At 73.7% G+C, this 20,626-nt stretch carries 19 protein-coding genes; 13 read left to right on the top strand and 6 right to left on the bottom strand.

All coding sequences use genetic code 11. From position 1 onward, the window contains the following. The first annotated feature begins 34 nt into the window (after window positions 1-34). Window positions 35-469 (top strand): DUF4307 domain-containing protein, encoded by a 435-nt coding sequence (locus tag ACFOYX_RS26595; protein WP_322440647.1) that lies wholly within the window; start codon window positions 35-37, stop codon window positions 467-469. Window positions 470-653: 184 nt separating this feature from the next. Then, window positions 654-1,154: a transcription elongation factor GreA gene (greA, locus tag ACFOYX_RS26590; RefSeq protein WP_109805110.1), complete on the top strand. Its 501-nt coding sequence runs from the start codon at window positions 654-656 to the stop codon at window positions 1,152-1,154. Window positions 1,155-1,282: 128 nt separating this feature from the next. Here greA and ilvA read toward each other — a convergent pair whose 3' ends face one another. Genes ilvA through ACFOYX_RS26570 form a run of 4 tightly spaced genes read right to left on the bottom strand, consistent with a single transcriptional unit; the run spans window position 1,283 to window position 6,046 of the window. Beyond that, complete coding sequence (gene ilvA, locus ACFOYX_RS26585) at window positions 1,283-2,503, bottom strand: threonine ammonia-lyase (RefSeq protein WP_322440648.1); 1,221 nt, start codon at window positions 2,501-2,503, stop codon at window positions 1,283-1,285. Then, a complete protein-coding gene (locus ACFOYX_RS26580; RefSeq protein WP_322440649.1) occupies window positions 2,500-3,441 on the bottom strand; it encodes a DUF4328 domain-containing protein in 942 nt (313 codons plus the stop codon). Before ACFOYX_RS26580 ends, ilvA begins: the two co-directional genes overlap by 4 nt. Before the next feature lie 43 nt (window positions 3,442-3,484). Continuing rightward, window positions 3,485-4,894, bottom strand: coding sequence for an amidase (locus ACFOYX_RS26575; RefSeq protein ID WP_322440650.1), 1,410 nt, complete (start codon window positions 4,892-4,894; stop codon window positions 3,485-3,487). A 12-nt stretch (window positions 4,895-4,906) separates the two neighbouring features. Further along, entirely contained in the window at window positions 4,907-6,046 is a 1,140-nt protein-coding gene (locus ACFOYX_RS26570) for a cystathionine gamma-synthase (protein ID WP_322440651.1), read from the bottom strand. A 130-nt stretch (window positions 6,047-6,176) separates the two neighbouring features. On the opposite strand from ACFOYX_RS26570, the gene ACFOYX_RS26565 reads away from it, so the two are divergent. The 8 genes from ACFOYX_RS26565 (at window position 6,177) to ACFOYX_RS26530 (ending at window position 15,353) form a co-directional block, all read left to right on the top strand. Further along, complete coding sequence (locus ACFOYX_RS26565; RefSeq protein ID WP_109805105.1) at window positions 6,177-6,593, top strand: HIT family protein; 417 nt, start codon at window positions 6,177-6,179, stop codon at window positions 6,591-6,593. 74 nt (window positions 6,594-6,667) lie between these two features. Further along, window positions 6,668-7,330, top strand: a complete 663-nt coding sequence (gene msrA / locus ACFOYX_RS26560) for a peptide-methionine (S)-S-oxide reductase MsrA (RefSeq protein ID WP_322440652.1) — start codon at window positions 6,668-6,670, stop codon at window positions 7,328-7,330. A gap of 202 nt (window positions 7,331-7,532) precedes the next feature. Continuing rightward, a complete protein-coding gene (locus ACFOYX_RS26555; protein ID WP_322440653.1) occupies window positions 7,533-9,317 on the top strand; it encodes an N-acetylglutaminylglutamine amidotransferase in 1,785 nt (594 codons plus the stop codon). Between the two features lie 2 nt (window positions 9,318-9,319). Then, on the top strand, window positions 9,320-11,149 hold the full coding sequence (gene ngg, locus ACFOYX_RS26550; protein WP_322440654.1) for an N-acetylglutaminylglutamine synthetase: 1,830 nt from the start codon (window positions 9,320-9,322) through the stop codon (window positions 11,147-11,149). After that, complete coding sequence (locus ACFOYX_RS26545) at window positions 11,146-12,345, top strand: osmoprotectant NAGGN system M42 family peptidase (RefSeq protein ID WP_322440655.1); 1,200 nt, start codon at window positions 11,146-11,148, stop codon at window positions 12,343-12,345. The genes ngg and ACFOYX_RS26545 overlap by 4 nt, the downstream gene beginning before the upstream one ends. A gap of 507 nt (window positions 12,346-12,852) precedes the next feature. Continuing rightward, a complete protein-coding gene (locus tag ACFOYX_RS26540) occupies window positions 12,853-13,782 on the top strand; it encodes a ribonuclease Z (protein WP_322440656.1) in 930 nt (309 codons plus the stop codon). After that, window positions 13,779-14,288 (top strand): GNAT family N-acetyltransferase, encoded by a 510-nt coding sequence (locus ACFOYX_RS26535; RefSeq protein ID WP_238453506.1) that lies wholly within the window; start codon window positions 13,779-13,781, stop codon window positions 14,286-14,288. Before ACFOYX_RS26540 ends, ACFOYX_RS26535 begins: the two co-directional genes overlap by 4 nt. A 114-nt stretch (window positions 14,289-14,402) precedes the next feature. Then, a complete protein-coding gene (locus tag ACFOYX_RS26530; protein WP_322440657.1) occupies window positions 14,403-15,353 on the top strand; it encodes a trypsin-like peptidase domain-containing protein in 951 nt (316 codons plus the stop codon). 47 nt (window positions 15,354-15,400) lie between these two features. Here ACFOYX_RS26530 and ACFOYX_RS26525 read toward each other — a convergent pair whose 3' ends face one another. Continuing rightward, entirely contained in the window at window positions 15,401-16,771 is a 1,371-nt protein-coding gene (locus ACFOYX_RS26525; protein ID WP_109805096.1) for a cystathionine beta-synthase, read from the bottom strand. 76 nt (window positions 16,772-16,847) lie between these two features. Beyond that, the gene (locus ACFOYX_RS26520; RefSeq protein WP_089011129.1) at window positions 16,848-17,204 is read right to left on the bottom strand and encodes a YkvA family protein; all 357 of its coding nucleotides are present in this window, start codon (window positions 17,202-17,204) and stop codon (window positions 16,848-16,850) included. 180 nt (window positions 17,205-17,384) lie between these two features. Between ACFOYX_RS26520 and ACFOYX_RS26515 the strand changes: the two genes are divergently transcribed. The 3 genes from ACFOYX_RS26515 to ACFOYX_RS26505 all read left to right on the top strand — a co-directional run bounded on the left by ACFOYX_RS26515 (window position 17,385) and on the right by ACFOYX_RS26505 (window position 20,617). Then, window positions 17,385-18,431, top strand: a complete 1,047-nt coding sequence (locus ACFOYX_RS26515) for an SGNH/GDSL hydrolase family protein (protein WP_109805094.1) — start codon at window positions 17,385-17,387, stop codon at window positions 18,429-18,431. 46 nt (window positions 18,432-18,477) lie between these two features. Then, a complete protein-coding gene (locus ACFOYX_RS26510) occupies window positions 18,478-19,278 on the top strand; it encodes an SGNH/GDSL hydrolase family protein (RefSeq protein WP_109805093.1) in 801 nt (266 codons plus the stop codon). Window positions 19,279-19,354: 76 nt separating this feature from the next. Next, window positions 19,355-20,617: an acetyl-CoA C-acetyltransferase gene (locus ACFOYX_RS26505; RefSeq protein ID WP_322440658.1), complete on the top strand. Its 1,263-nt coding sequence runs from the start codon at window positions 19,355-19,357 to the stop codon at window positions 20,615-20,617. Window positions 20,618-20,626 lie beyond the last annotated feature (9 nt).

The following is a 20,626-nucleotide window of genomic DNA, read 5'->3' as shown; positions in this document are numbered from 1 at the left end:
TGCCGCCGACAACAACGCCAGGAGATACCCGCCGGTGACCGAGACGCACGCCACAATCACGCCGGGCGCGCCGGTCTTCCCGCCCGGCCGGTACGGTCGCCGCCGCGAACCGGACCGCCGCCGACCCCGGCTGGCGGCGCTGCTGGCGGCCGTCCTGCTGGCGACCCTCGGCCTGATCGCGGCCAAGCTCTACCAGCAGTACGGCGATCCCAGGTACGACGCCCAGGTGATCACCTACACGGAGATCACCGACTCCCAGGTGGTGATCGACTTCCGGGTCACCGTGCCGGCGGGCGGCTCGACGACCTGCGTGCTCCGGGCCCGGGCCTCCGACGGCGCCGAGGTGGGGCACGAGGAGGTCACGGTGACCGCGCGGCCGGGGGAACGCCGGATCGACGCCCGGCACCGGCTGGCCACCAGCGCCCGGCCGTTCATCGGCGAGGTGGTGCGCTGCCGCCCGGCCGGCTGACCCGGACGCGGCGGCCCGAGCCCGCCGTCGCCGGCCTGGGCGTCGGCCCGCGACCACCGGCCCGCGCCGACCACCGGTCCCATCGCCGGCACCCCACGTGATCGGCGACACCCCGAGGTGTCCCGCACTGGTAACTTGGTAGTTCACCTGTCAGCCAGTCCGCACCAACCGAGGAGGACCGCCTGTGTCCACGAATGGCAACGAGGCGCCCGCCACCTGGCTGTCCCAGGACGCGTACGACCGCCTCCAGGCCGAGCTCGACGAGCACATCGCGAACCGGCCGGTGATCGCCGCCGAGATCAACGCGCGGCGCGAGGAGGGCGACCTCCGGGAGAACGGCGGCTACCATGCCGCCCGCGAGGAGCAGGGCAAGGCCGAGGGGCGCATCCGCTACCTCCAGGAGCTGCTGCGCACCGCCAAGGTGGGCGAGGCGCCGACCGCCGACGTGGTGTCGCCCGGCATGGTGGTGACGATCTACTTCGACGACGACCCCGAGGACACCGAGACGTTCCTGCTCGGCTCACGGGAGATCGCGTCCACCACCGACCTGACCGTCTACAGCCCGGAATCCGCGCTGGGCAAGGCCATCCTGGGCGGCCGCGAGGGCCAGACCTGCACCTACACGGCGCCCAGCGGCGCCGACATCAAGGTGACCGTGGTCAAGTTCGAGCCCTTCTCCGGCTGAGCCCCACACCCGGACCCGCGCCGGCAGGCCCGGGCCCGATCCCGACCGGGGCTGACAGGCCGCCGACTGCCGCACCGCCCCGGCCGTGCCACGGCCGGGGCGGTCGCATTTTCCGGCTACGGGCGGCGTCACGCCTCGGCGGCGAAGACCACCTGGTAGCCGCTGGCCCGCAGCGCGCTGATCAGCGTGTCCGAGTGCTCCACACCCCGGGTCTCCACCGACAGCGCCACCTCCACCTCGCCCAGGCGCAGGCGCGGGTTGGCCCGCTGGTGCTCCACGTCGACCACGTTGGCCCGGTGCTCGGCGATCTCACTGAGCAGCGAGGCGAGCTGGCCCGGCCGGTCCGAGCAGCGCACGGTGACCCGCAGATACCGGCCGGCCGCCGCGAGACCGTGCTCGATCACCCGCAGCAGCAGCAGCGGGTCGATGTTGCCGCCGGAGAGCACCGCCACCACCGGCGGCTCCACCTCGACCACGCCGGCCAGCAACGCGGCCACGCCGACCGCGCCGGCCGGCTCCACCACCTGCTTGCCGCGCTCCAGCAGCATCAGCAGCGCCCGGGAGATGTCCTCCTCGGAGACGGTGACCATCTCGTCGACCAGCTTGCGGACATGGGTGAAGGTGAGGTCGCCGGGCCGGCCGACCGCGATCCCGTCGGCGATCGTCGAGAACGACGGCAGCCGTACCGGCTCGCCGGCCCTCAGCGAGGGCGGGAAGGCGGCGGCGGTCGCGGCCTGCACCCCGATCACCCGTACGTCCGGACGCAGCGCCTTGGCGGCCACCGCGATGCCGGAGATCAGCCCGCCACCGCCGACCCCGGTGACGATGGTCTTCACGTCAGGGCACTGTTCGAGGATCTCCAGCGCCACCGTGCCCTGCCCGGCGATCACGTCCGGGTGGTCGAACGGGTGGATCAGCACCGCCCCGGTCCGCTCGGCGAAGGTCTCCGCCGCGACCAGCGACTCGTCCACCGTGTTGCCGACCAGCTCGATCTGCGCGCCGTACCCCTTGGTGGCGGCCACCTTCGGCAGCGGCGCGTTCACCGGCATGAAGACGGTGGCGTGGGTGCCGACCAGGCCGGCGGCGAGCGCCACCCCCTGCGCGTGGTTGCCGGCGCTGGCGGCGACCACGCCGCGTTCCCGCTCCTCGGCGGAGAGCCGGGAGATCCGCACGTACGCGCCGCGCACCTTGTACGACCCGGCGCGCTGCACGTTCTCGCACTTCAACCAGGCCGGGCCGCCCAGGGTGGCACTGAGCGGCCGGGAGGGTTCCAGCGGGGTGGTACGGGTGACGCCGGCGAGCAGCTCCCGCGCGGCCTGTACGTCGGCGAGACCGACCAGTTCCGTCATGCCCCGATCGTGCCACCCGCCGCGCCGACGGCCGGCGGCGACGCCACCGGCGCGTCGGTCGATGGGTGCGCGGGTGCCTCGGTCACGTCGGTCGGCGCGTACGGCGACGGCTCGGTGACCGGCGCGGGAGCCGGGGCGGACGCGGCCGGGGCGGCCACCCAGGCCGGGGCGCCGGGCCAGACCGCGCTGCCCCGGGCGATCCGCGCCTGCTGGGCGGCGGAGACCCGCAGCACCAGCACGATCAGCGACACACCGGCGACCAGGCAGGCCACCGCGGGTACCAGGTTGCCCAGCGCGACCTCCTGGTAGTGGTCGGCGTAGCGCTGGAAGTCCGCCGGCGTGCGCGGATCGGGCAGCAGCAGTTGACCGCGCGCGGCGCGGAGACTGGTGAACAGGTCCGCGACGCCGAAGACCAGCCAGCCCAGCCACCAGAGGGCCACCAGCCCCCGGCCGCGGCCCCGGCTGTCCCGGACGATGTCGGCCATCATCTTGGCGGGCACGACGAGGCTGGCCAGGGGCACCCACCAGCCGGTGATCGCCCAGTGGGCGTTGAGGTGTGGCCGGACCCCCGGGAACGCGTCGGTGTTCTTCCGGGCCCGGAACATCCAGATCATCACCAGCACCGCGGTGGTCAGGTAGAGCAGCAGGTAGGGCACGTTGAGGAGACCCTCGGCCACGGCGGCGCTGCGCAACGCGTCCGCGTCGTCGGCCGTCGCGGCGCGCCGGGCCAGCACCGCCTCGACGGCCGGGAAGGCCGCCAGCAGTACGTACAGCAGCGTCGTCAGGCCCAGGCCGATCGCCGCGGCCAGCCCGATGCCGCGTACGGAGTAGGTGGCGATCCCCGGCGACAGGGTCGGGCGGCCGTCCAGCGGCGTACCGCACCGCTGGCAGTCGGCGAAGGCCGGGGACGTCTCGTCCCCGCAGGTCTGGCACCGCATCGTGTCCCCCGTGTACGTGTGAAGTCGCGCACACGCTAGTCGATCATGCCGCGGCCGGCGACCCCGTGCCCACTCGCGGGTAGCCCGGGGCGTGCCGCTGCCACGGGGCCTGCATCTCGAACTGGCCGGCGACGCCGAGCAGCAGCAGCTCCGAACCGGGTGGCCCGACCAGCTGCACGGCGACGGGCAGCCCGTCCGGACGCCGGCCGACCGGCACCACGATGGCGGGCAGGCCGGCGATGTTCCACGGGGCGGCGTACGGGGCGTACCGGATGTTGGCCGTCATGTTCGCCACCCAGGAGCGGCCCGACCAGCCGGCGGCCTCCGGCGGCGGGCCGGCCAGCGCCGGGGTGAGCAGCAGGTCGACCGAGTGGTCGCCGAAGAAGTTCACCGAACGCTCACGCCAGGCGGCCCGGTCGGCCTCCCGGACGTACCCGCGCCGCTGCGCCCACTCGCCGAGCGCGACGTGCCGGCGGCTGCGCCGCTGCAGGACCCGCCGCTCCAGCCCGGCGGCCTGCACGTCGGCGGCGGCCGCCGCGAACCAGGTGGCGATGCCCTGCAGGCCCAGCCGGGTCGGGTAGACCGGGTCGGCGGGGACGGTGTCGTGCCCGGCCGCGGCGAGCAGCCGGCCGGCCGCGGCCACCGCGTCGCGGTTGGGCGCGTCCGGCGCGACGCCGCGCACCGGGGAGCGCAGCGAGACGCCGACCCGCAGCCGCGACGGCGGGACCAGCTTCTCCTGACGGCGGCCGGCGAGCACCTGGAAGCCGACGGCCGCGTCGGCGACCGTGGTGGTCAGCATGCCGTGCTCGGTGAGGCCGAACCAGTCCTCCGCGCCGAGCTGGCAGGGGACGACGCCCCGGCCGGGCTTGAGCCCGACCAGGCCGCAGCAGGCGGCCGGGATGCGGATCGAGCCGAGGCCGTCGTTGCCGTGCGCGATCGGCACCAGCCCGGCGGCCACCGCGGCGGCCGCGCCCCCGGACGAACCGCCCGGGGTGCGCCGCCGGTCCCACGGGTTGCAGGTCACCCCGGTCTCGTCGTCGGTGAGCGCCCAGAGGCCGAGTTCCGGCATCCGGGTCACCCCGAGGATCACCGCGCCCGCGCCGCGCAGCCGCCGGACCACCTCGTGGTCGGCCTCCGCCACGGCGGTACGCACGGCCGCCGACCCGTTCCAGGTGGGCAGGCCGGCGACCGGGGTGTTCTCCTTGACCGCGACCGGCACCCCGGCCAGCGGGAGGTTGGCCAGGTCCTCCTGCTCGTCGACCTTCTCCGCCTCGGTGATCGCCTCCCCGCCGCGTACCGCGCGGAACGCGGCGAGGTCGGCGTCGGCCCGGGCGATGTGGTCCAGGTGGTCGGCGACGACCTGGGTGGCGGAGACGTCACCCCGGCGTACGCCCCGGGCGATCTGCTTGGCGGTCGCCCCCACCCAGGTCGGCATGATGTCCTGCACGGCCACCCTCCCCAGCGGTCAGCCCAGCGCCTGCTCCAGATCGGCGAGCAGGTCGTCGACCGTCTCGATGCCGACAGACAGTCGCACGAGATCGCCGGGAACTTCAAGCGGCGAGCCGGCAGCACTTGCGTGTGTCATCCGGCCCGGGTGCTCGATCAGGGACTCCACGCCGCCGAGCGACTCGGCGAGCACGAAGAGCTTCGTCCGGTTGCAGATCTCCACCGCGTGCTCCTCGCCGCCCGCGGCGCGGAACGAGATCATGCCGCCGAACCGGCGCATCTGCTTTGCGGCCACCTCGTGGCCCGGGTGCGACGGCAGGCCCGGGTAGCTGACCTGGCCGACCTTGGCGTGCCCGTCCAGGTACGCGGCGATCCGCTCGGCGTTGTCGCAGTGTCGGTCCATCCGTACGCCGAGGGTCTTGATGCCGCGCAGGGTGAGCCAGGCGTCGAACGGGCCGTTGACCGCGCCCATCGCGTTCTGGTGGTAGCGCAGCCCCTCGCCGAGCCCGGCGTCGGCGGCGATCAGCGCGCCACCGACCACATCGGAGTGGCCGCCGATGTACTTCGTGGTCGAGTGGACCACCACGTCCGCGCCGAGCATGATCGGCTGCTGGAGGTACGGCGAGGCGAAGGTGTTGTCGACCACCAGGAGCGCGTTGGCGTCGTGCGTGACGGCGGCCAGGGCGGCGATGTCGGCGATGCCGAGCAGCGGGTTGGTCGGCGTCTCCACCCAGACGATCTTCGTGGTGGCGCGGATCGCGGCCCGCACCGCGTCCGGGTCGGAGACCCGGGCCGGGGTGAAGTCGAGCCCCCAGCGCTCCGCGACCTTGGCGAAGAGCCGGTACGTGCCGCCGTACGCGTCGTCCGGGATCACCACGTGGTCGCCCGGCTTGCAGATGGTGCGCAGCAGGGTGTCCTCGGCGGCCAGGCCGCTGGCGAAGGCGAGCCCGACGGGCCCACCCTCCAGCGCGGCCAGGCACTCCTGGAGCGCGTCCCGGGTCGGGTTGCCGGAACGGCTGTATTCGTAGCCCTCGCGGGGCGTCCCGACGGCGTCCTGCGCGTAGGTGCTGGTCTGGTAGATCGGTGGGATCACCGCGCCGGTGCGGGCCTCCGGGTCCTGGCCGGCGTGGATAGCGAGCGTCTCGAAGCCGTGACTCATTCCGCAGACGTTAGTCCTCCCGCCCGTCCCACCGGCTGGAACCCGGACGCGGGTCACAACACCGGTGATGCCGGGGCGGCTGGGACTACGCCGCACGGCGGCGGACCCGTCGAGCGCCTAACCTGGCCCGATGAGCGGGTGCGTGTTCTGCGGGATCGTGGCGGGTGAGGTGCCCGCGTTCACCGTCGCCGACGAGCCGGACGGGGTGGCCTTCCTGGACACCCGGCCGGTGTTCAAGGGTCACGTCCTGGTGGTGCCGCGGACCCACCTGGTCACCCTGAGCGACCTGCCGGCGGAGGCGCTGGCCGGGTACTTCGGTCTCGTGCAGCGGTTGGCCCTGGCGGTGGAGACCGGTCTGGGGGCCGGTGGGACGTTCGTGGCGATCAACAACAAGGTGTCCCAGTCGGTGCCGCACCTGCACACCCACGTGGTGCCCCGGACCAAGGGGGACGGCCTGCGCGGTTTCTTCTGGCCCCGGACCCGGTACACCGACGACGCCGAAGCCGAGGGGTTCGCCCGGCGGGTGGCCTCGGCCGTGCCGGCCTGACCGGGAGTCGGCCGGGTAAGGAAGCGGGGCCCGGCGGTGTTGCAGGCTGGGAGAGGTAGGAAAGGAGTCCCACCGTGTTCCTTCGCCGCATGAAGGCCGAGCTGCCCACCCCCGACCAGGCCCTGCCGGGCCGCCCGATCGCGATGCCGATCGGTGACCGGCACGAGGTGCTCCCGTCCTCGCTGAAGGGCCCCTTCCCCGAGGGCTCGCAGGTCGCCGTCTTCGGAATGGGCTGCTTCTGGGGCGCCGAGCGGCTGTTCTGGACCCTGCCCGGTGTGATCACCACGTCGGCCGGCTACGCGGGTGGCGTCACCCCGAACCCGACCTACGAGGAGGTCTGCTCGGGCATGACCGGGCACGCCGAGGTGGTCCAGGTGGTCTACGACCCCGCGAGGATCAGCTACGAGGACCTGCTCAAGGTCTTCTGGGAGAACCACGACCCGACCCAGGGCATGCGCCAGGGCAACGACGTCGGTACGCAGTACCGGTCGGCGATCTACACCACCACCGAGGACCAGCTCGCCACCGCGCAGGCCTCCCGGGACGCGTTCGCGCCGATCGTGGCGCGGGCCGGCAAGGGTGAGATCACCACGGAGATCGCCCCGCTCGGCCACTACTACTTCGCCGAGGACTACCACCAGCAGTACCTGGCCCCCACCAAGAACCCGAACGGGTACTGCAACCACGGCCCCAACGGGCTGAGCTGCCCGGTGGGCGTGGCGCGTACCGCCGGCTGACCGACCTGATGTCCGTTTCCCGGGCCTGCGGTGTTTGTCACACCGTGGGCCCGGTGCGATTCGGGCACCGCGCGGGCCGTCGGCAGGAACGTCGGCGCTGGCAGCGCCCAGGAATCGAGAGCCGCGCATCTTAGCAAACACGTAACGCCGTAGCATCAGCTCAACAGGCGAACTGTGGCCACCTCTGGCAGCATTGCGCGGCATGTGCGGACTGGCTGGGGAGTTCCGTCGGGACGGCTCGCGCGCCGACGTCGCGGCGGTGGAGCGGATGGCGGCCACGATGAGTGACCGGGGACCGGACGACAGCGGGGTCTGGTCCCAGGGCCCGACGGCCCTCGGGCACCGCCGCCTGAAGATCATCGACCTGTCCGCGGCGAGCGGACAGCCGCTGGTCGACGCCGCCTCGGGTCTGACCGGCGTCTTCAACGGCTGCATCTACAACTACCGGGAACTGCGCCAGGAGTTGCAGGCCAAGGGGCACCGCTTCTTCTCCTCCGGCGACAGCGAGGTGGCGGTCAAGGCGTACGCCGAGTGGGGGCTCGACTTCGTCGACCACCTGATCGGCATGTTCGCCGTGGCGATCAGCGAACGGGACACCGGCCGCCTGGTGCTGGCCCGGGACCGGCTCGGCATCAAGCCGCTCTACCTGGCCGAGACGCCCGGCGTGGTGCGCTTCGCCAGCACCCTGCCGGCGCTGCTGGCCGGCGGCGGGATCGACACCTCGATCGACCCGGTGGCGCTCGCCCACTACCTCAGCTTCCACAGCATCGTGCCGCCGCCGCGGACCATCCTGCGCGGCGTCACCAAGCTGCCCCCGGCCACCGTCCGGGTCTACGAGCCGGACGGCTCCACCCGCGAGCGGGTCTACTGGGACCCCGCGTTCACCCGGGCCGCCGAGCGCGCCGACTGGTCCGAGCGGGACTGGCAGGACGCGCTGCTGGAGTCGCTGACCACCGCGGTACGCCGCCGGATGGTGGCCGACGTGCCGGTCGGCGTGCTGCTCTCCGGCGGCCTCGACTCCAGCCTGGTCGTCGCGCTGCTCGCCGGGGAGGGCCAGTCCGGGCTCGCCACCTTCTCCATCGGCTTCGAGGCGGTCGGTGGCCGGGAGGGCGACGAGTTCGTCTACTCCGACCTGGTGGCGAAGACCTTCGACACCGACCACCACCAGATCAAGGTGCCCACCGGCGACCTGCTGCCGCCGCTGGAGGCCGCCGTCGCGGCCATGAGCGAACCGATGGTCAGCCACGACTGCGTGGCGTTCTACCTGCTCAGCCAGGAGGTCGCCCGGCACGTCAAGGTGGTCCAGTCCGGCCAGGGCGCGGACGAGATCCTGGGCGGCTACCACTGGTACCCGCCGCTGGCCGGCGTCGACCGGGAACAGGCGCTCGAGACGTACACGAAGGCGTTCTTCGACCGGGACGCGGGCGGCCTGGCCCGGGTGCTCAACCCGGCGTGGCTCGCCGAGGGCGACCCGGCGCGGGCCTTCGTGGCCGGGCACCTCTGCCGGCCGGGCGCGCAGACCGCGGTCGACGCCGGCCTGCGGATCGACACCCAGGTCATGCTGACCGACGACCCGGTGAAGCGGGTCGACAACATGACCATGGCGCACGGGCTGGAGGCCCGGGTGCCGTTCCTCGACCACGAGTTCGTGGAACTGGCGGCGGGCTGCCCACCCGAGCTGAAGCTGGCCCAGGGCGGCAAGGGCGTGCTCAAGGAGATCGGCCGCCGGGTCCTCCCGCACGAGGTGATCGACCGGCCCAAGGGCTACTTCCCGGTGCCGGGCCTCACCCACCTGGAGGGCAAGCTCCTCGAGCGGGTACGCGACGCGCTCTCCGCGCCCGAGGCCCGCCGCCGCGGCCTGTTCCGCGCCGACTACGTCGACGCGCTTCTCGCCGACCCGAACGCCGAACTGACCCCGTTGAACGGAAACAAGCTGTGGCAACTGGGACTCCTGGAAATGTGGCTCCAGAGCCACGGAATCGACTGACCGTGACCGACACCCTCGCCACCGGCACGGCGCGTATCGAACGGGAACGGGTGCTCGGCCGCCGCCGGGAGCGGACCGGTCCGGGCGGCGACCCGGTCGCCCCGGGCGCGCCCGAGCCCGCGCGGCGCCCCACCGACCCGGCCGGCGTGGTGCTGGACTGCGGCTGGGGCCGCCTGGTCTTCGGCCAGACCTTCACCGACCAGTCCGCCGTCGCCGACGTGCTGCGCTCCGAGGCGGCCGGCGCCCGGGACATCTGCATCTACCTGCGCGACCCGCACGTGCTGGTGTCCCGGCTGCCGGACGAGCTGTTCATCGACCCGTCGCTGACCTACCGGCTGCCACTGGGCGACCGCCGGCCGGCCGCCACCGACTCCGGCGCGGAGATCCCCGGCCTGGTGATCCGTCCGCTGCGCGACGCCGCGGACGCCGACGCGGTCAACCGGATCTACGCGCGCAACGGCATGGTGACCGCGCCGGTCGAGGTGCTGGTCGACAACGCCGGCACCGATCGCTTCCTGCACCTGGTCGCCGAGGCGCCCACCGGTGAGCTCGTCGGCACCATCACCGGTGTCGACCACGTGGCAGTCTTCGCCGACCCGGAGAACGGCGCCAGCCTCTGGTGCCTGACGGTGGACTTCAACCACGCGCCGCCCGGCACCGGCCAGGCGCTGCTGTCGGAACTGGCCGACCGGCTCGACGAGCGGGGGCGGGCCTTCGTGGACCTCTCGGTGCTCGCGGAGAACTCGGGGGCGATCCGGCTCTACGAGCGGCTCGGCTTCCACCGCACCGGCACGCTCTGCGTGAAGCGGAAGAACCCGATCAACGAGCGGCTCTTCCTGGCCGCCGCCCCCGAGGGATACGACGAGCTCAACCCGTACGCGCGGATCGTCGCCGACGAGGCGATGCGGCGCGGCATCCGGGTGGAGGTCACCGACCCGCAGTGGGGCGAGCTGAAGCTGACCAACGGCGGCCGGACCGTGCACACCCGCGAGTCCCTGTCCGAGTTGACCTCGGCGGTGGCGATGAGCCGCTGCGACGACAAGCGGGTCACCCGGCGGATCCTCACCGAGGCCGGGCTGTCGGTGCCGCGCGGGCGGACCGCCACCGGCGAGCCGGACGACCTGGCCTTCCTCGAGGACGTCGGCCCGGTGGTGGTCAAGCCGGCCCGGGGCGAGCAGGGCAACGGCATCACCGTCGGGGTGCGCACCGCCGAGGCGCTGACCGCGGCGGTGGAGCTGGCCCGGCGGTTCTGCCCGGACGTGCTGATCGAGGAACTGCGCGACGGCGAGGACCTGCGGGTCATCGTCATCGACCACGAGGTGGTGGCCGCCGCCGTCCGCCGCCCCGCCCAGATCACCGGCGACGGGGTGCACGACGTCACGGAGCTGATCGAGCGGCAGAGTCGCCGCCGGGCCGCCGCCACCGGCGGCGAATCCCGCATCCCGATCGACGACATGACCCGCGAGGTGGTGGCGGAGGCCGGCCACCGGATGCACGACGTGCTTCCGGAGGGTCAGGTGCTCGCCGTACGCCGGACCGCCAACCTGCACACCGGCGGCACCATCCACGACGTCACGGCCGAGCTGCACCCGACCATCGCCGAGGCGTGCGTGGCGGCCAGCCGGGCGTTGGACATCCCGGTGACCGGGCTGGACCTGCTGGTGCCCGCCCCGGACCGGCCGGAGCACGTCTTCATCGAGGCGAACGAGCGGCCCGGCCTGGCCAACCACGAGCCGCAGCCGACCGCCGAACGCTTCGTGGACCTGCTCTTCCCCGGCACCCGGGCACCGCAGCGGCTCTGGTCGCCGGCCGGGACGGGCGGTGCCGCGTGAGTCCGAAACCGCTGGAGCTGGACCTCGCCTACCTCCGCCAGGTGCTGGTGGAGCTGCTGGAGATCCCCAGCCCGTCGGGGCGTACCGACCACGTCCAGCAGTACGTCGGGGAACGGCTCTCCGCGCTCGGCATCTCCTCCACCCTGACCCGGCGCGGCGCGCTGAGTGCCAATCTGCCCGGGCCGCGGGAGACCGGCGCCGACCGGGCGATCGTGGTGCACACCGACACCATCGGCGGCATGGTGAAGCGGCTGAAGTGCAACGGTCGGCTGGAGCTCAAGACCATCGGCACGCACAGCGCCCGGTTCGCCGAGGGCGCCCACGTCCGGATCTTCACCGACGACCTGGACCGGGTGATCACCGGCCAGGTGCTCCCGCTGAAGGCGAGCGGGCACCGCTACAACGACGACGTCGACCTGCAGGGAGTCGGCTGGGAGCACGTCGAGGTCCGGGTCGACGAGCCGGTGCACGACGTCGCCGGCCTGCGGGCGCTCGGCATCGACGCCGGGGACTTCGTGGCGTTCCTGCCCAACCCGGTGATCACGCCGAGCGGGTACGTGAAGTCCCGGCACCTGGACGACAAGGCCGGCGTGGCGGCGGTGCTCACCGCGTTCAAGGCGATGGTCGACGCCGGGATCACCCCGGCGGTCACCGCGCACCTGCTGGTCACGGTCACCGAGGAGATCGGCCACGGCGCGAGCCACGGCCTCGACCCGGACGTCGCGGAGATCGTCTCGGTGGACGCCGCGGTGGTCGCCCCCGGCCAGCAGTCCCGGGAGAACGCGGCGACCCTGGCGATGGGTGACGGGGTGGGCCCGTTCGACTACCACCTGACCCGCAACCTGGCCGCCATCGCCAAGGAGCACGGCGTCGACCTGGTCCGCGACGTCTTCGACTACTACCGTTCGGACGTGGCGGCGGCGGTCGAGGCGGGCGCGCACGCCCGGGTGGCGCTGCTCGGCTTCGGCGTCGACGCCACCCACGGCCACGAGCGCACCCACCTCGACGGGCTGCGCCACCTCACCCAGTTGCTCTGCCTCTACCTCCAGAGCGACCTGGTCTTCCCCGAATGGGACGCCGAGCCTGAAGGCGACCTGGCCGACTTCCCGTCGCTGGCCGTCCAGCCGGCGTCCGAGGACGGCCCCCGCGAGGGCCCGATCGGTGTCACCGACCCGACCTCGCAGGGCCCGGCGTAAGCCCACCCGGCGCTACGAAGCCGATGTCGTGGATGAATCACCCCGGCGGCCCGGGCGCTGACCCATTCACGTCATCAGCTTCGTAGCGACTCGCGGCACTGGATCATCCAGGCCAGCAGCCCGACCGGGGAGTCCGGTCGTGCCCGAGCCGGCGCATCAGCTCGGCGAGCACGGGCCTGTGATCGAAATCCGTTGCCGGGGCCGCCGGGAAGTCGATAGCGTGGCGGTACACGGGAAAGGAGGTGGTCCAGACTTGTATAGCAATCGGACTCGTGAGGTGGCTGTCCGCTAGCCGCTGTCCTCGACAGTGAGATCTCGTCCGCCGAGAGGCGGGCAAAGGCACGATCGTCGAGACCGTGTGGCAGCGGTGCGGCGAAACCACGACAGCCACCCGACCCCCGGGGTGCCGGCCCAGTCCAGCCGGCCCGCGCGCGAGCGCGGAAGCCCCGGGGGTCGCTTCATGTCCGGCGGAGCCGGGCCAGTCGACCCAGCCGGGAGGTCAGGACCGTGTCGATGCGCGAGCTGGTGGTGCTCGGAACGGCCAGTCAGACGCCCACCCGGTATCGCAACCACAACGGCTACCTGCTGCGCTGGGACGACGAGGTGCTGCTGTTCGACCCGGGCGAGGGCAGCCAGCGGCAGATGCTGCACACCGGCATCTCCGCCACCGACCTCACCCGGATCTGCGTCACCCACTTCCACGGCGACCACTGCCTGGGACTGCCCGGCATGATCCAGCGGCTCTCCCTGGACCGGGTGCCCCACCCGGTGGCCGTGCACTTCCCGGCCGCGGGCGCCGAGTACTTCGCCCGGCTGCGCCACGCCAGCTCCTTCTACGAGACCGCCGAGTTGCGCGTCGAGCCGATCGACGCCGACGGGCAGCGGATCACGCTGGGCCTCGGCACGCTGGAGGCCCGCCGGCTGCGGCACCCGATCGAGACGTACGGCTACCGGCTGGTCGAGCCGGACGGCTTCCGGGCGCTGCCGGAGAAGCTGTCCGCGTACGGGATCACCGGTCCGGCGGTCGGCGAGCTGCTCCGCGTCGGCCACCTCGACGTGGACGGGCGCCGCGTCACCCGGGACGAGGTGAGCGTGACCCGCCCGGGGCAGCGGTTCGCCTTCGTGATGGACACCGCGCTCTGCGACGGGGTGTACGCCCTCGCCGAGCTCGCCGACCTGCTGGTCATCGAGTCGACGTTCCTGGAGTCGGAGGCCGCGCTCGCCGCCGAGGTCGGTCACCTCACCGCGGCGCAGGCCGCACGGGTGGCGACCGAGTCGGGGGTACGCACGCTGCTGCTCACCCACTTCTCCCAGCGGTACGCCGACCCGCGCCGCTTCGCCGACGAGGCCCGCGAGCACTTCGCCGGTGAGCTGGTCGTCGCCGAGGACCTGATGACCGTGCCGGTCCCGCCCCGCCGGGTAGCCTCGGCCGGATGACGGTCACCCTGCGCCCCGCCACCGAGGCCGACCTGATGCCGGTCGGCGCCCTGCACCAGCGGTCGCGGGTGGCGGCGTACTCGTCGTTCCTGCCGGCGGAGGCGCTGGCCGAGCCGACGCCCGAGGCGATGGGGCGGTACTGGGTCGAGCGGTGGACCTGGGAGCGGGACGACCACCGGATGACCGTCGCGGACCGCGACGGCCGGCTGGTCGGCTTCAGCTACCTGGGCCCGGACGACGAGGGCGACCCGGCGACCGGCCTGCTCAACGCGATCCACCTGGAACCGGACGAGCGCGGCCGGGGCACCGGGCGGGCGCTGATGGTCGACGCCCTGGCCGCCATGCGGGCCCGCGGCTGGTCCCGGGCGGTGCTCTGGGTACTCCGGGAGAACGCCCCCGCCCGTGCCTTCTACGAACGCGGCGGCTGGACGCCCACCGGGTCGGCACGTGACGAACACATCGGCGCCGCCCGCACCCGCCAACTCCGCTACGAACGCCCGCTCTGACCGTCGCGGGCGCCTCGACCGCCGCCGTTCGGCGGGCACCCCTGCCGGGTCGGGCTGCCGTTCGCTCTCAGCGGATCGGGGCATGAGCGTCGATCCGGCCGCGTTGCCCCCGTCATGGACATCGAGCACACCGAGCGGGCGGAGGACGCCGCCCTGGACGCGTACTCCCGGGTGGTGACCGGCGTGGCGGCACGGGTGCTGCCCAGCGTCGCCGCCCTGTCGGTGCGGACCCCGCGCGGGGCCGGCGCCGGCTCTGCCGTCACCATCGACGCCGAGGGCCTGCTGCTGACCAGCGCCCACGTGGTGCAGGGCGCCGCGGGCGGCTCGGCCGCCTTCGGCGAGGGCACCGAGACCCGGTTCCGGGTGGTCGGCACCGACCCGCTGTCGGACCTGGCCGTGCTGCGGGCCGAGGAGCCGGCGGTGCCGCCGGTGGAGCTGGGCGACGCGGACGGCCTGCGGATCGGGCAGCTCGTGGTGGCGGTCGGCAACCCGATGGGGCTGGCCGGCTCGGTCACCGCCGGGGTCGTCTCCGGGCTGGGCCGGTCGCTGCCGGCCCGGGACGGGCGACTGGTCCGGCTGATCGAGGACGTCATCCAGACCGACGCCGCGCTCAACCCGGGCAACTCCGGGGGCGCGCTGGCCGACTCCACCGGCCGGGTGGTCGGGGTGAACACCGCGGTCGCCGGGTACGGCCTCGGGCTGGCCGTGCCGATCAACGCCACCACCCGGCAGATCATCGCCGACCTGACCGCCACCGGCCGGGTCCGGCGGGCCTGGCTGGGCGTCGCCGGGGCGCCGGTGCCGCTGCCCCCGGAACTCACCGAACGGACCGGGCAGCGGCGCGGCCTGCGGGTGGTGGAGGTGGTCCCGGGCAGCCCCGCCGGGCTGGCCGGGATCTACCTGGGGGACATCATCGTCTCGGCGGGCGGCCGGCCGGTGCAGGACGGCCAGGGCCTGCAACGGCTGATGCTCGGCCCGGCCATCGGCACCCGCCTGGCGGTCACCGTGCTGCGCAAGGGCGCCTTCGTCGACGTGGTCGCCGTCCCCACCGAACTGACCCGCTGACGACGACAGGGCCGCCGCCCGGCGGGGAGCGGCCCTGTCGACCGGGGTCAGCGGGCGCCGAGGTGGGCGAGCAGGTCCTGGCGGGTGAGCACGCCCTTGGGCTTGCCGTCGACCAGCACCAGCGCCGCGTCGGACTTCTCCAGCAGGCCGACCGCCTCGCTCACCGGCTGGCCACCGCCGATCATCGGCAGCGGCTCGCCCATGTGCCGCTCGATCGTGTCGTGCAGGTGCGCCTGGCCGGTGAAGAGCGCGTCGAGCAGGTCCCTCTCGGCGATCGAGCCGGCCACCTCGCCGGTCACCACCGGCGGCTCGGCCTTGAGCACCGGGAGCTGGGAGACGCCGTACTCGCGCATGTAGTCGATGGCGTCGCGGACCGTCTCGGTCGGGTGCACGTGCACCAGCTCGGGCAGGCCGCCCGGCTTGCTGGCGAGGGCGTCCGCGACGGTCGGTTCGGTGCCCGAGTTGTCCAGGAAACCGTACCGGGCCATCCACTTGTCGTTGAAGATCTTCGACAGGTAGCCTCTGCCGCTGTCCGGCAGCAGCACCACGATCACGTCGTCCGGGCCGGCCTTGCGGGCCACCTCGAGGGCGGCCACCACGGCCATCCCGCAGGAGCCGCCGACCAGCAGCCCCTCCTCACGGGCCAGCCGCCGGGTCATCTCGAAGGACTCCTTGTCGGAGACCTCGACGATCTCGTCGGGGACGCCCCGGTCGTACGTCTCCGGCCAGAAGTCCTCGCCGACGCCCTCGACCAGGTACGGCCGGCCGGTGCCGCCGGAGTAGACCGAACCCTCCGGGTCCGCGCCGACGACCCTGACCCGGCCCTCGGACGCCTCCTTCAGGTAGCGACCGATGCCGGAGATGGTGCCGCCGGTGCCGACGCCCGCCACGAAGTGGGTGATCTCCCCCTCCGTCTGCTTCCAGATCTCCGGCCCCGTGGTCTCGTAGTGCGAGCGCGGGTTGGCCGGGTTGCTGTACTGGTTGGGCTTCCAGGCGCCGGGGATCTCCCGGGCCAGCCGGTCGGAGACGTTGTAGTAGGAGCGCGGGTCCTCCGGCGCGACGGCGGTCGGGCAGACCACCACCTCGGCGCCGTACGCGCGCAGCACGTCCTGCTTGTCCTGGCTGACCTTGTCGGGGCAGACGAAGACGCACTTGTAGCCCTTGAGCTGGGCCACCAGGGCCAGCCCGACGCCGGTGTTGCCGCTGGTCGGCTCGACGATGGTGCCGCCCGGCTTGAGAATGCCCGCGGCCTCGGCGTCCTCCACCATCCGCAGCGCGATCCGGTCCTTCACCGAACCGCCCGGGTTGACGTACTCCACCTTCGCCAGAACCGTCGCCTGGATGCCCTCGGTGACGTTGCGCAGCCGTACCAGCGGGGTGTTGCCGATCAGCTCGACGACGTTGTCGTAGTACTGCACCTCGTTGTGCCCTTCGTTGCGGCGCCGGCGACGGCGGCCGGGCAGACGTACTTCTCGACGCCCAGGGTACGTGCCGTCAGGGCGTGACATGTCCGGGGATGACCGAGCTGCGACGCGCCTCCCACTCCAGGAAGCGTTCGGTCTCCGACAGCACGCTGCCCGCCAACCAGGTGACCATCACCGCGTCGTCCACCAGCCCGAAGATGGTCAGGAACAGCTCCGGAACCACGTCGACCGGGGAGACCACGTACGCCGTCGCCGCGGTCATCATGGCCAGCCGCAGGCCGCCGTCGTACTCCCCGCGGGCGGTCGCCCTGATCATCCGGGGCAGCGCGGCCAGCCGCTCGCCCAGCGACGGCCCTCCCCGCGCGCCCGCCATGAGGGCCCGGGCCAGCGCGGTGAACGCCGCGCTCCGCTTCAACGTCTTCCCCATCGTCTGCGCCCCTTTCCGCTCGACCAGCGTGCCGCCCCGGCGCAAGCCCCGCGCCGCCCGCCGGCCGGACCGTCGGTCGGCGGCCCTGCCGCAGGAGGTACCCAGAACGGTCGTCTCCCAGCCGCGAACCAGCCGACGCGAGGAGAGCGGGGTGTCGGGCCGGCGCGATAATGTCGGCTCATGGGGGACGCTGGATCCGTCGTACCGGCCGGCTGGCAGCGCGCCCGGCGGATCGCCCGGGTGGCGGCGATCGGCACGGGCGCCACGGTGGCGGCCACCGTCGCGACGGGTGGAGTGCTGCTCGGTCAGGCCCGCCAGGCAAGGCGGACCATCCCGATGGCCGAGGCGCCCCCGCCGCGCTGCGACGGGACGTACGGCGCCAAGTTCCCCGGCCCGCCGCTGACCATGGTGATCCTCGGCGACTCCTCCGCCGCCGGCTACGGCGTGCACCGCCGCCGGGAGACCCCGGGCGCGCTGCTGGCCACCGGGCTGTCCCGCCGGCTGCACCGGCCGGTGCGGCTCCACCGGTACGCCGTGGTCGGCTCCCTGTCGGCCGGTCTCAAGCCGCAGGTCGAGTCGGCCCTGGAGGTCGAACCGGACATCGCGGTGATCCTGATCGGCGGCAACGACGTCACCAACCGGACCCCGCCGGCGCTGGCCGTGCGCTACCTGGTCGACGCGGTCCGCACGCTGCGCGCGGCCGGTTGCGAGGTGGTCGTCGGCACCTGCCCCGACCTGGGCGCGATCCGGCCCATCCAGCCGCCGCTGCGCTGGCTGGCCCGGCGCTGGAGCCGGCAGCTGGCCGCCGCCCAGACGGTGGCGGTGGTCGAGGCGGGCGGCTCCACGGTCTCCCTGGGTGACATGCTGGGTCCCCGGTTCGCCGCCGAGCCGGCCCGGATGTTCGCCTGGGACCGGTTCCACCCGTCCGCCGAGGGGTACGCGGTGGCCGCGGCGGCGCTCCTGCCCACCGTGCTCTCCGCGCTCGGGGCGGGCCAGGAACGCCGGGCGGCGGCCCCCCTGGGCGAAGGCGTACGGTCGCTGCCGGAGGCGGCCCACGAGGCGGCCCGGCACGCCGGCACCGAGGTCAGCGGCACCCAGGTCCGGGGCCGGGACCGGGGGCCGGGCGGCCGCTGGGCGCAGCTGCGGCGGCGGGCGTTCTTCGGCGTCGGCGCGGTGCCGCAACCCGGTCCCGCAGCCGACTCACCAACACTGGAGGGACTGGCATGAGCGAGCTGACCGGCACGTGTGCCGCCGACCGCCGGGCGGTGACGGCATGACCGAGCACCACGAGCTCGCGTTCCGGCTGGGTCGGGCCGCGGCGCTCTCGCTGGTCGCCGGCACGGTGGGCGGGGCCGCCGTCCTCGCCGGCCAGGCCATCGCCGCCCGCAACCGCCGCTACGCCCAGCCGGAGCTGGGCCTCGCCCTGCGCGCCACGGTCGGCCGGGCGGGTGCCCCACCACTGCGGCTGGTGCTGCTCGGCGATTCCTCGGCGCTCGGCGTCGGGGTGGAACGCTTCGAGGAGACCGTGGGCGGCCAGCTCGCCCACCTGCTCGCCGAGGGCCCGACCGGCCGGCAGGTGCACCTCTCCAGCGTCGGCGTCGCCGGCTCCCGCTCGACCGACCTGGCCACCCAGGTGGCCCGGGCGCTGCTGGGCGAGCGTCCCGACGTGGCGTTGATCCTGGTCGGCGCCAACGACGCCACCGCGATGACCCGGCCGGCGGACGCCGCGGCCTACCTCGGCTCGGCGGTGCGCCGGCTGCGTGAGGCGCACGTCGAGGTGGTCGTGGGGACCTGCCCCGACCTCGGCGCGGTCCGCGCGGTGGCGTCCCCGCTGCGGCAGGTGCTGGGCTGGTCCGGGCGGCGGGTGGCCCGCGCCCAGACGACGGCCGTGCTGGACGCGGGCGGCAGCGTGGTCGACCTGGCCACCGAGACCGGGCCGGTGTTCCGGGCGGACGCCGGGACGCTCTGCCACGACGGTTACCACCCGTCCGCCGACGGCTACCGGGTCTGGGCGCACGCCCTGCTGCCGGCGGTCGAGGCGGCGGCGACGGTCGCCTCCCGTCACCACCACTGACCACCGCGGGCGGCGTGACATTTCCCGCCCGGTGAGCGACTTCCGCCGTAAGTTACCCGCGGGTTAACGTTGGTTCATGCCGATTGAGTCGTCCCGCGACGCCGTCATCGTCGCCACCGCCCGGTCCCCCATCGGCCGCGCGTTCAAGGGTTCGCTGCGTGACGTCCGTTCGGACGACCTCGCCGCCACCATCGTCCAGGCCGCCCTGGCCAAGGTCCCCGGGCTCGACCCGACCGAGATCGACGACCTGTACCTGGGCTGCGGCCTGCCCGGCGGCGAGCAGGGCTTCAACATGGCCCGGGTGGTCGCCACCCTGATGGGCCTCGACGGCCTGCCCGGCGCCACCCTGACCCGCTACTGCGCCTCCTCGTTGCAGACCACCCGGATGGCGATGCACGCGATCCGGGCCGGCGAGGGCGACGTCTTCATCTCCGCCGGCGTCGAGATGGTCTCCCGGTACGCCCGGGGCAACTCCGACACCCTGCCGCCGGAGGCGCAGGCGCTGGTCGGCGGCGGCTGGGAGAACCCGCGCTTCGCGGCGGCCCACGAGCGGTCGGAGGCCCGCGCGCGGGGCGGCGCGGAGGTGTGGACCGACCCGCGGGAGGACGGCCGGCTTCCCGACATCTACCTGTCCATGGGGCAGACCGCGGAGAACCTCGCCCAGGTGTACGACGTCACCCGCGAGGACATGGACGCCTTCGGCGTGCGCAGCCAGAACCTGGCCGAGAAGGCGATCGCCGACGGCTTCTGGCCCCGCGAGATCACCCCGGTCACCACGCCGGACGGCACCGTGGTCAGCGCCGACGACGGCCCGCGCGCCGGGGTGACCCTGGCGGCGGTCGCGGGCCTGAAGCCGGTCTTCCGCCCCGACGGCCGGATCACCGCCGGCAACTGCTGCCCGCTCAACGACGGGGCCGCCGCAGTGGTGATCATGAGCGCCCAGCGGGCGGAGGACCTCGGGCTGACCCCGCTGGCCCGGATCGTGTCGACCGGCGTCACCGCGCTGTCGCCGGAGATCATGGGCCTCGGCCCGGTCGAGGCCTCCAAGCAGGCCCTCAAGCGGGCCGGGATGACCATCGACGACGTCGACCTGGTCGAGATCAACGAGGCGTTCGCCGCCCAGGTGATCCCCTCCTACCGGCAGCTCGGCATCCCGGAGGAGAAGCTGAACGTGATGGGCGGCGCGATCGCCGTCGGCCACCCGTTCGGCATGACCGGCGCCCGGATCACCGGCACCCTGCTCAACGCCCTCGAGTGGCACGACAAGACCATCGGTCTGGAGACCATGTGCGTCGGCGGCGGCCAGGGCATGGCGATGGTGCTCGAGCGGCTGAGCTGAGCCCGCTTC

This window comes from Micromonospora sp. GCM10011541 (genome assembly GCF_042650725.1).
GTDB classification, from domain to species: domain Bacteria; phylum Actinomycetota; class Actinomycetes; order Mycobacteriales; family Micromonosporaceae; genus Micromonospora; species Micromonospora sicca.
The sequence above is the reverse complement of the archived record's forward strand: the minus strand, read 5'-3'. Positions and strand labels throughout refer to the sequence as shown.

Coding starts and splice junctions, on each gene's coding strand:
- ilvA (WP_322440648.1), bottom strand. CDS start 2,503: ATGACGGAACTGGTCGGTCTCGCCGACGTACAGGCCGCGCGGGAGCTG.
- ACFOYX_RS26580 (WP_322440649.1), bottom strand. CDS start 3,441: ATGCGGTGCCAGACCTGCGGGGACGAGACGTCCCCGGCCTTCGCCGAC.
- ACFOYX_RS26570 (WP_322440651.1), bottom strand. CDS start 6,046: ATGAGTCACGGCTTCGAGACGCTCGCTATCCACGCCGGCCAGGACCCG.
- ACFOYX_RS26565 (WP_109805105.1), top strand. CDS start 6,177: ATGAGCGGGTGCGTGTTCTGCGGGATCGTGGCGGGTGAGGTGCCCGCG.
- ACFOYX_RS26555 (WP_322440653.1), top strand. CDS start 7,533: ATGTGCGGACTGGCTGGGGAGTTCCGTCGGGACGGCTCGCGCGCCGAC.
- ACFOYX_RS26535 (WP_238453506.1), top strand. CDS start 13,779: ATGACGGTCACCCTGCGCCCCGCCACCGAGGCCGACCTGATGCCGGTC.
- ACFOYX_RS26530 (WP_322440657.1), top strand. CDS start 14,403: ATGGACATCGAGCACACCGAGCGGGCGGAGGACGCCGCCCTGGACGCG.
- ACFOYX_RS26520 (WP_089011129.1), bottom strand. CDS start 17,204: ATGGGGAAGACGTTGAAGCGGAGCGCGGCGTTCACCGCGCTGGCCCGG.
- ACFOYX_RS26515 (WP_109805094.1), top strand. CDS start 17,385: ATGGGGGACGCTGGATCCGTCGTACCGGCCGGCTGGCAGCGCGCCCGG.
- ACFOYX_RS26510 (WP_109805093.1), top strand. CDS start 18,478: ATGACCGAGCACCACGAGCTCGCGTTCCGGCTGGGTCGGGCCGCGGCG.
- ACFOYX_RS26505 (WP_322440658.1), top strand. CDS start 19,355: ATGCCGATTGAGTCGTCCCGCGACGCCGTCATCGTCGCCACCGCCCGG.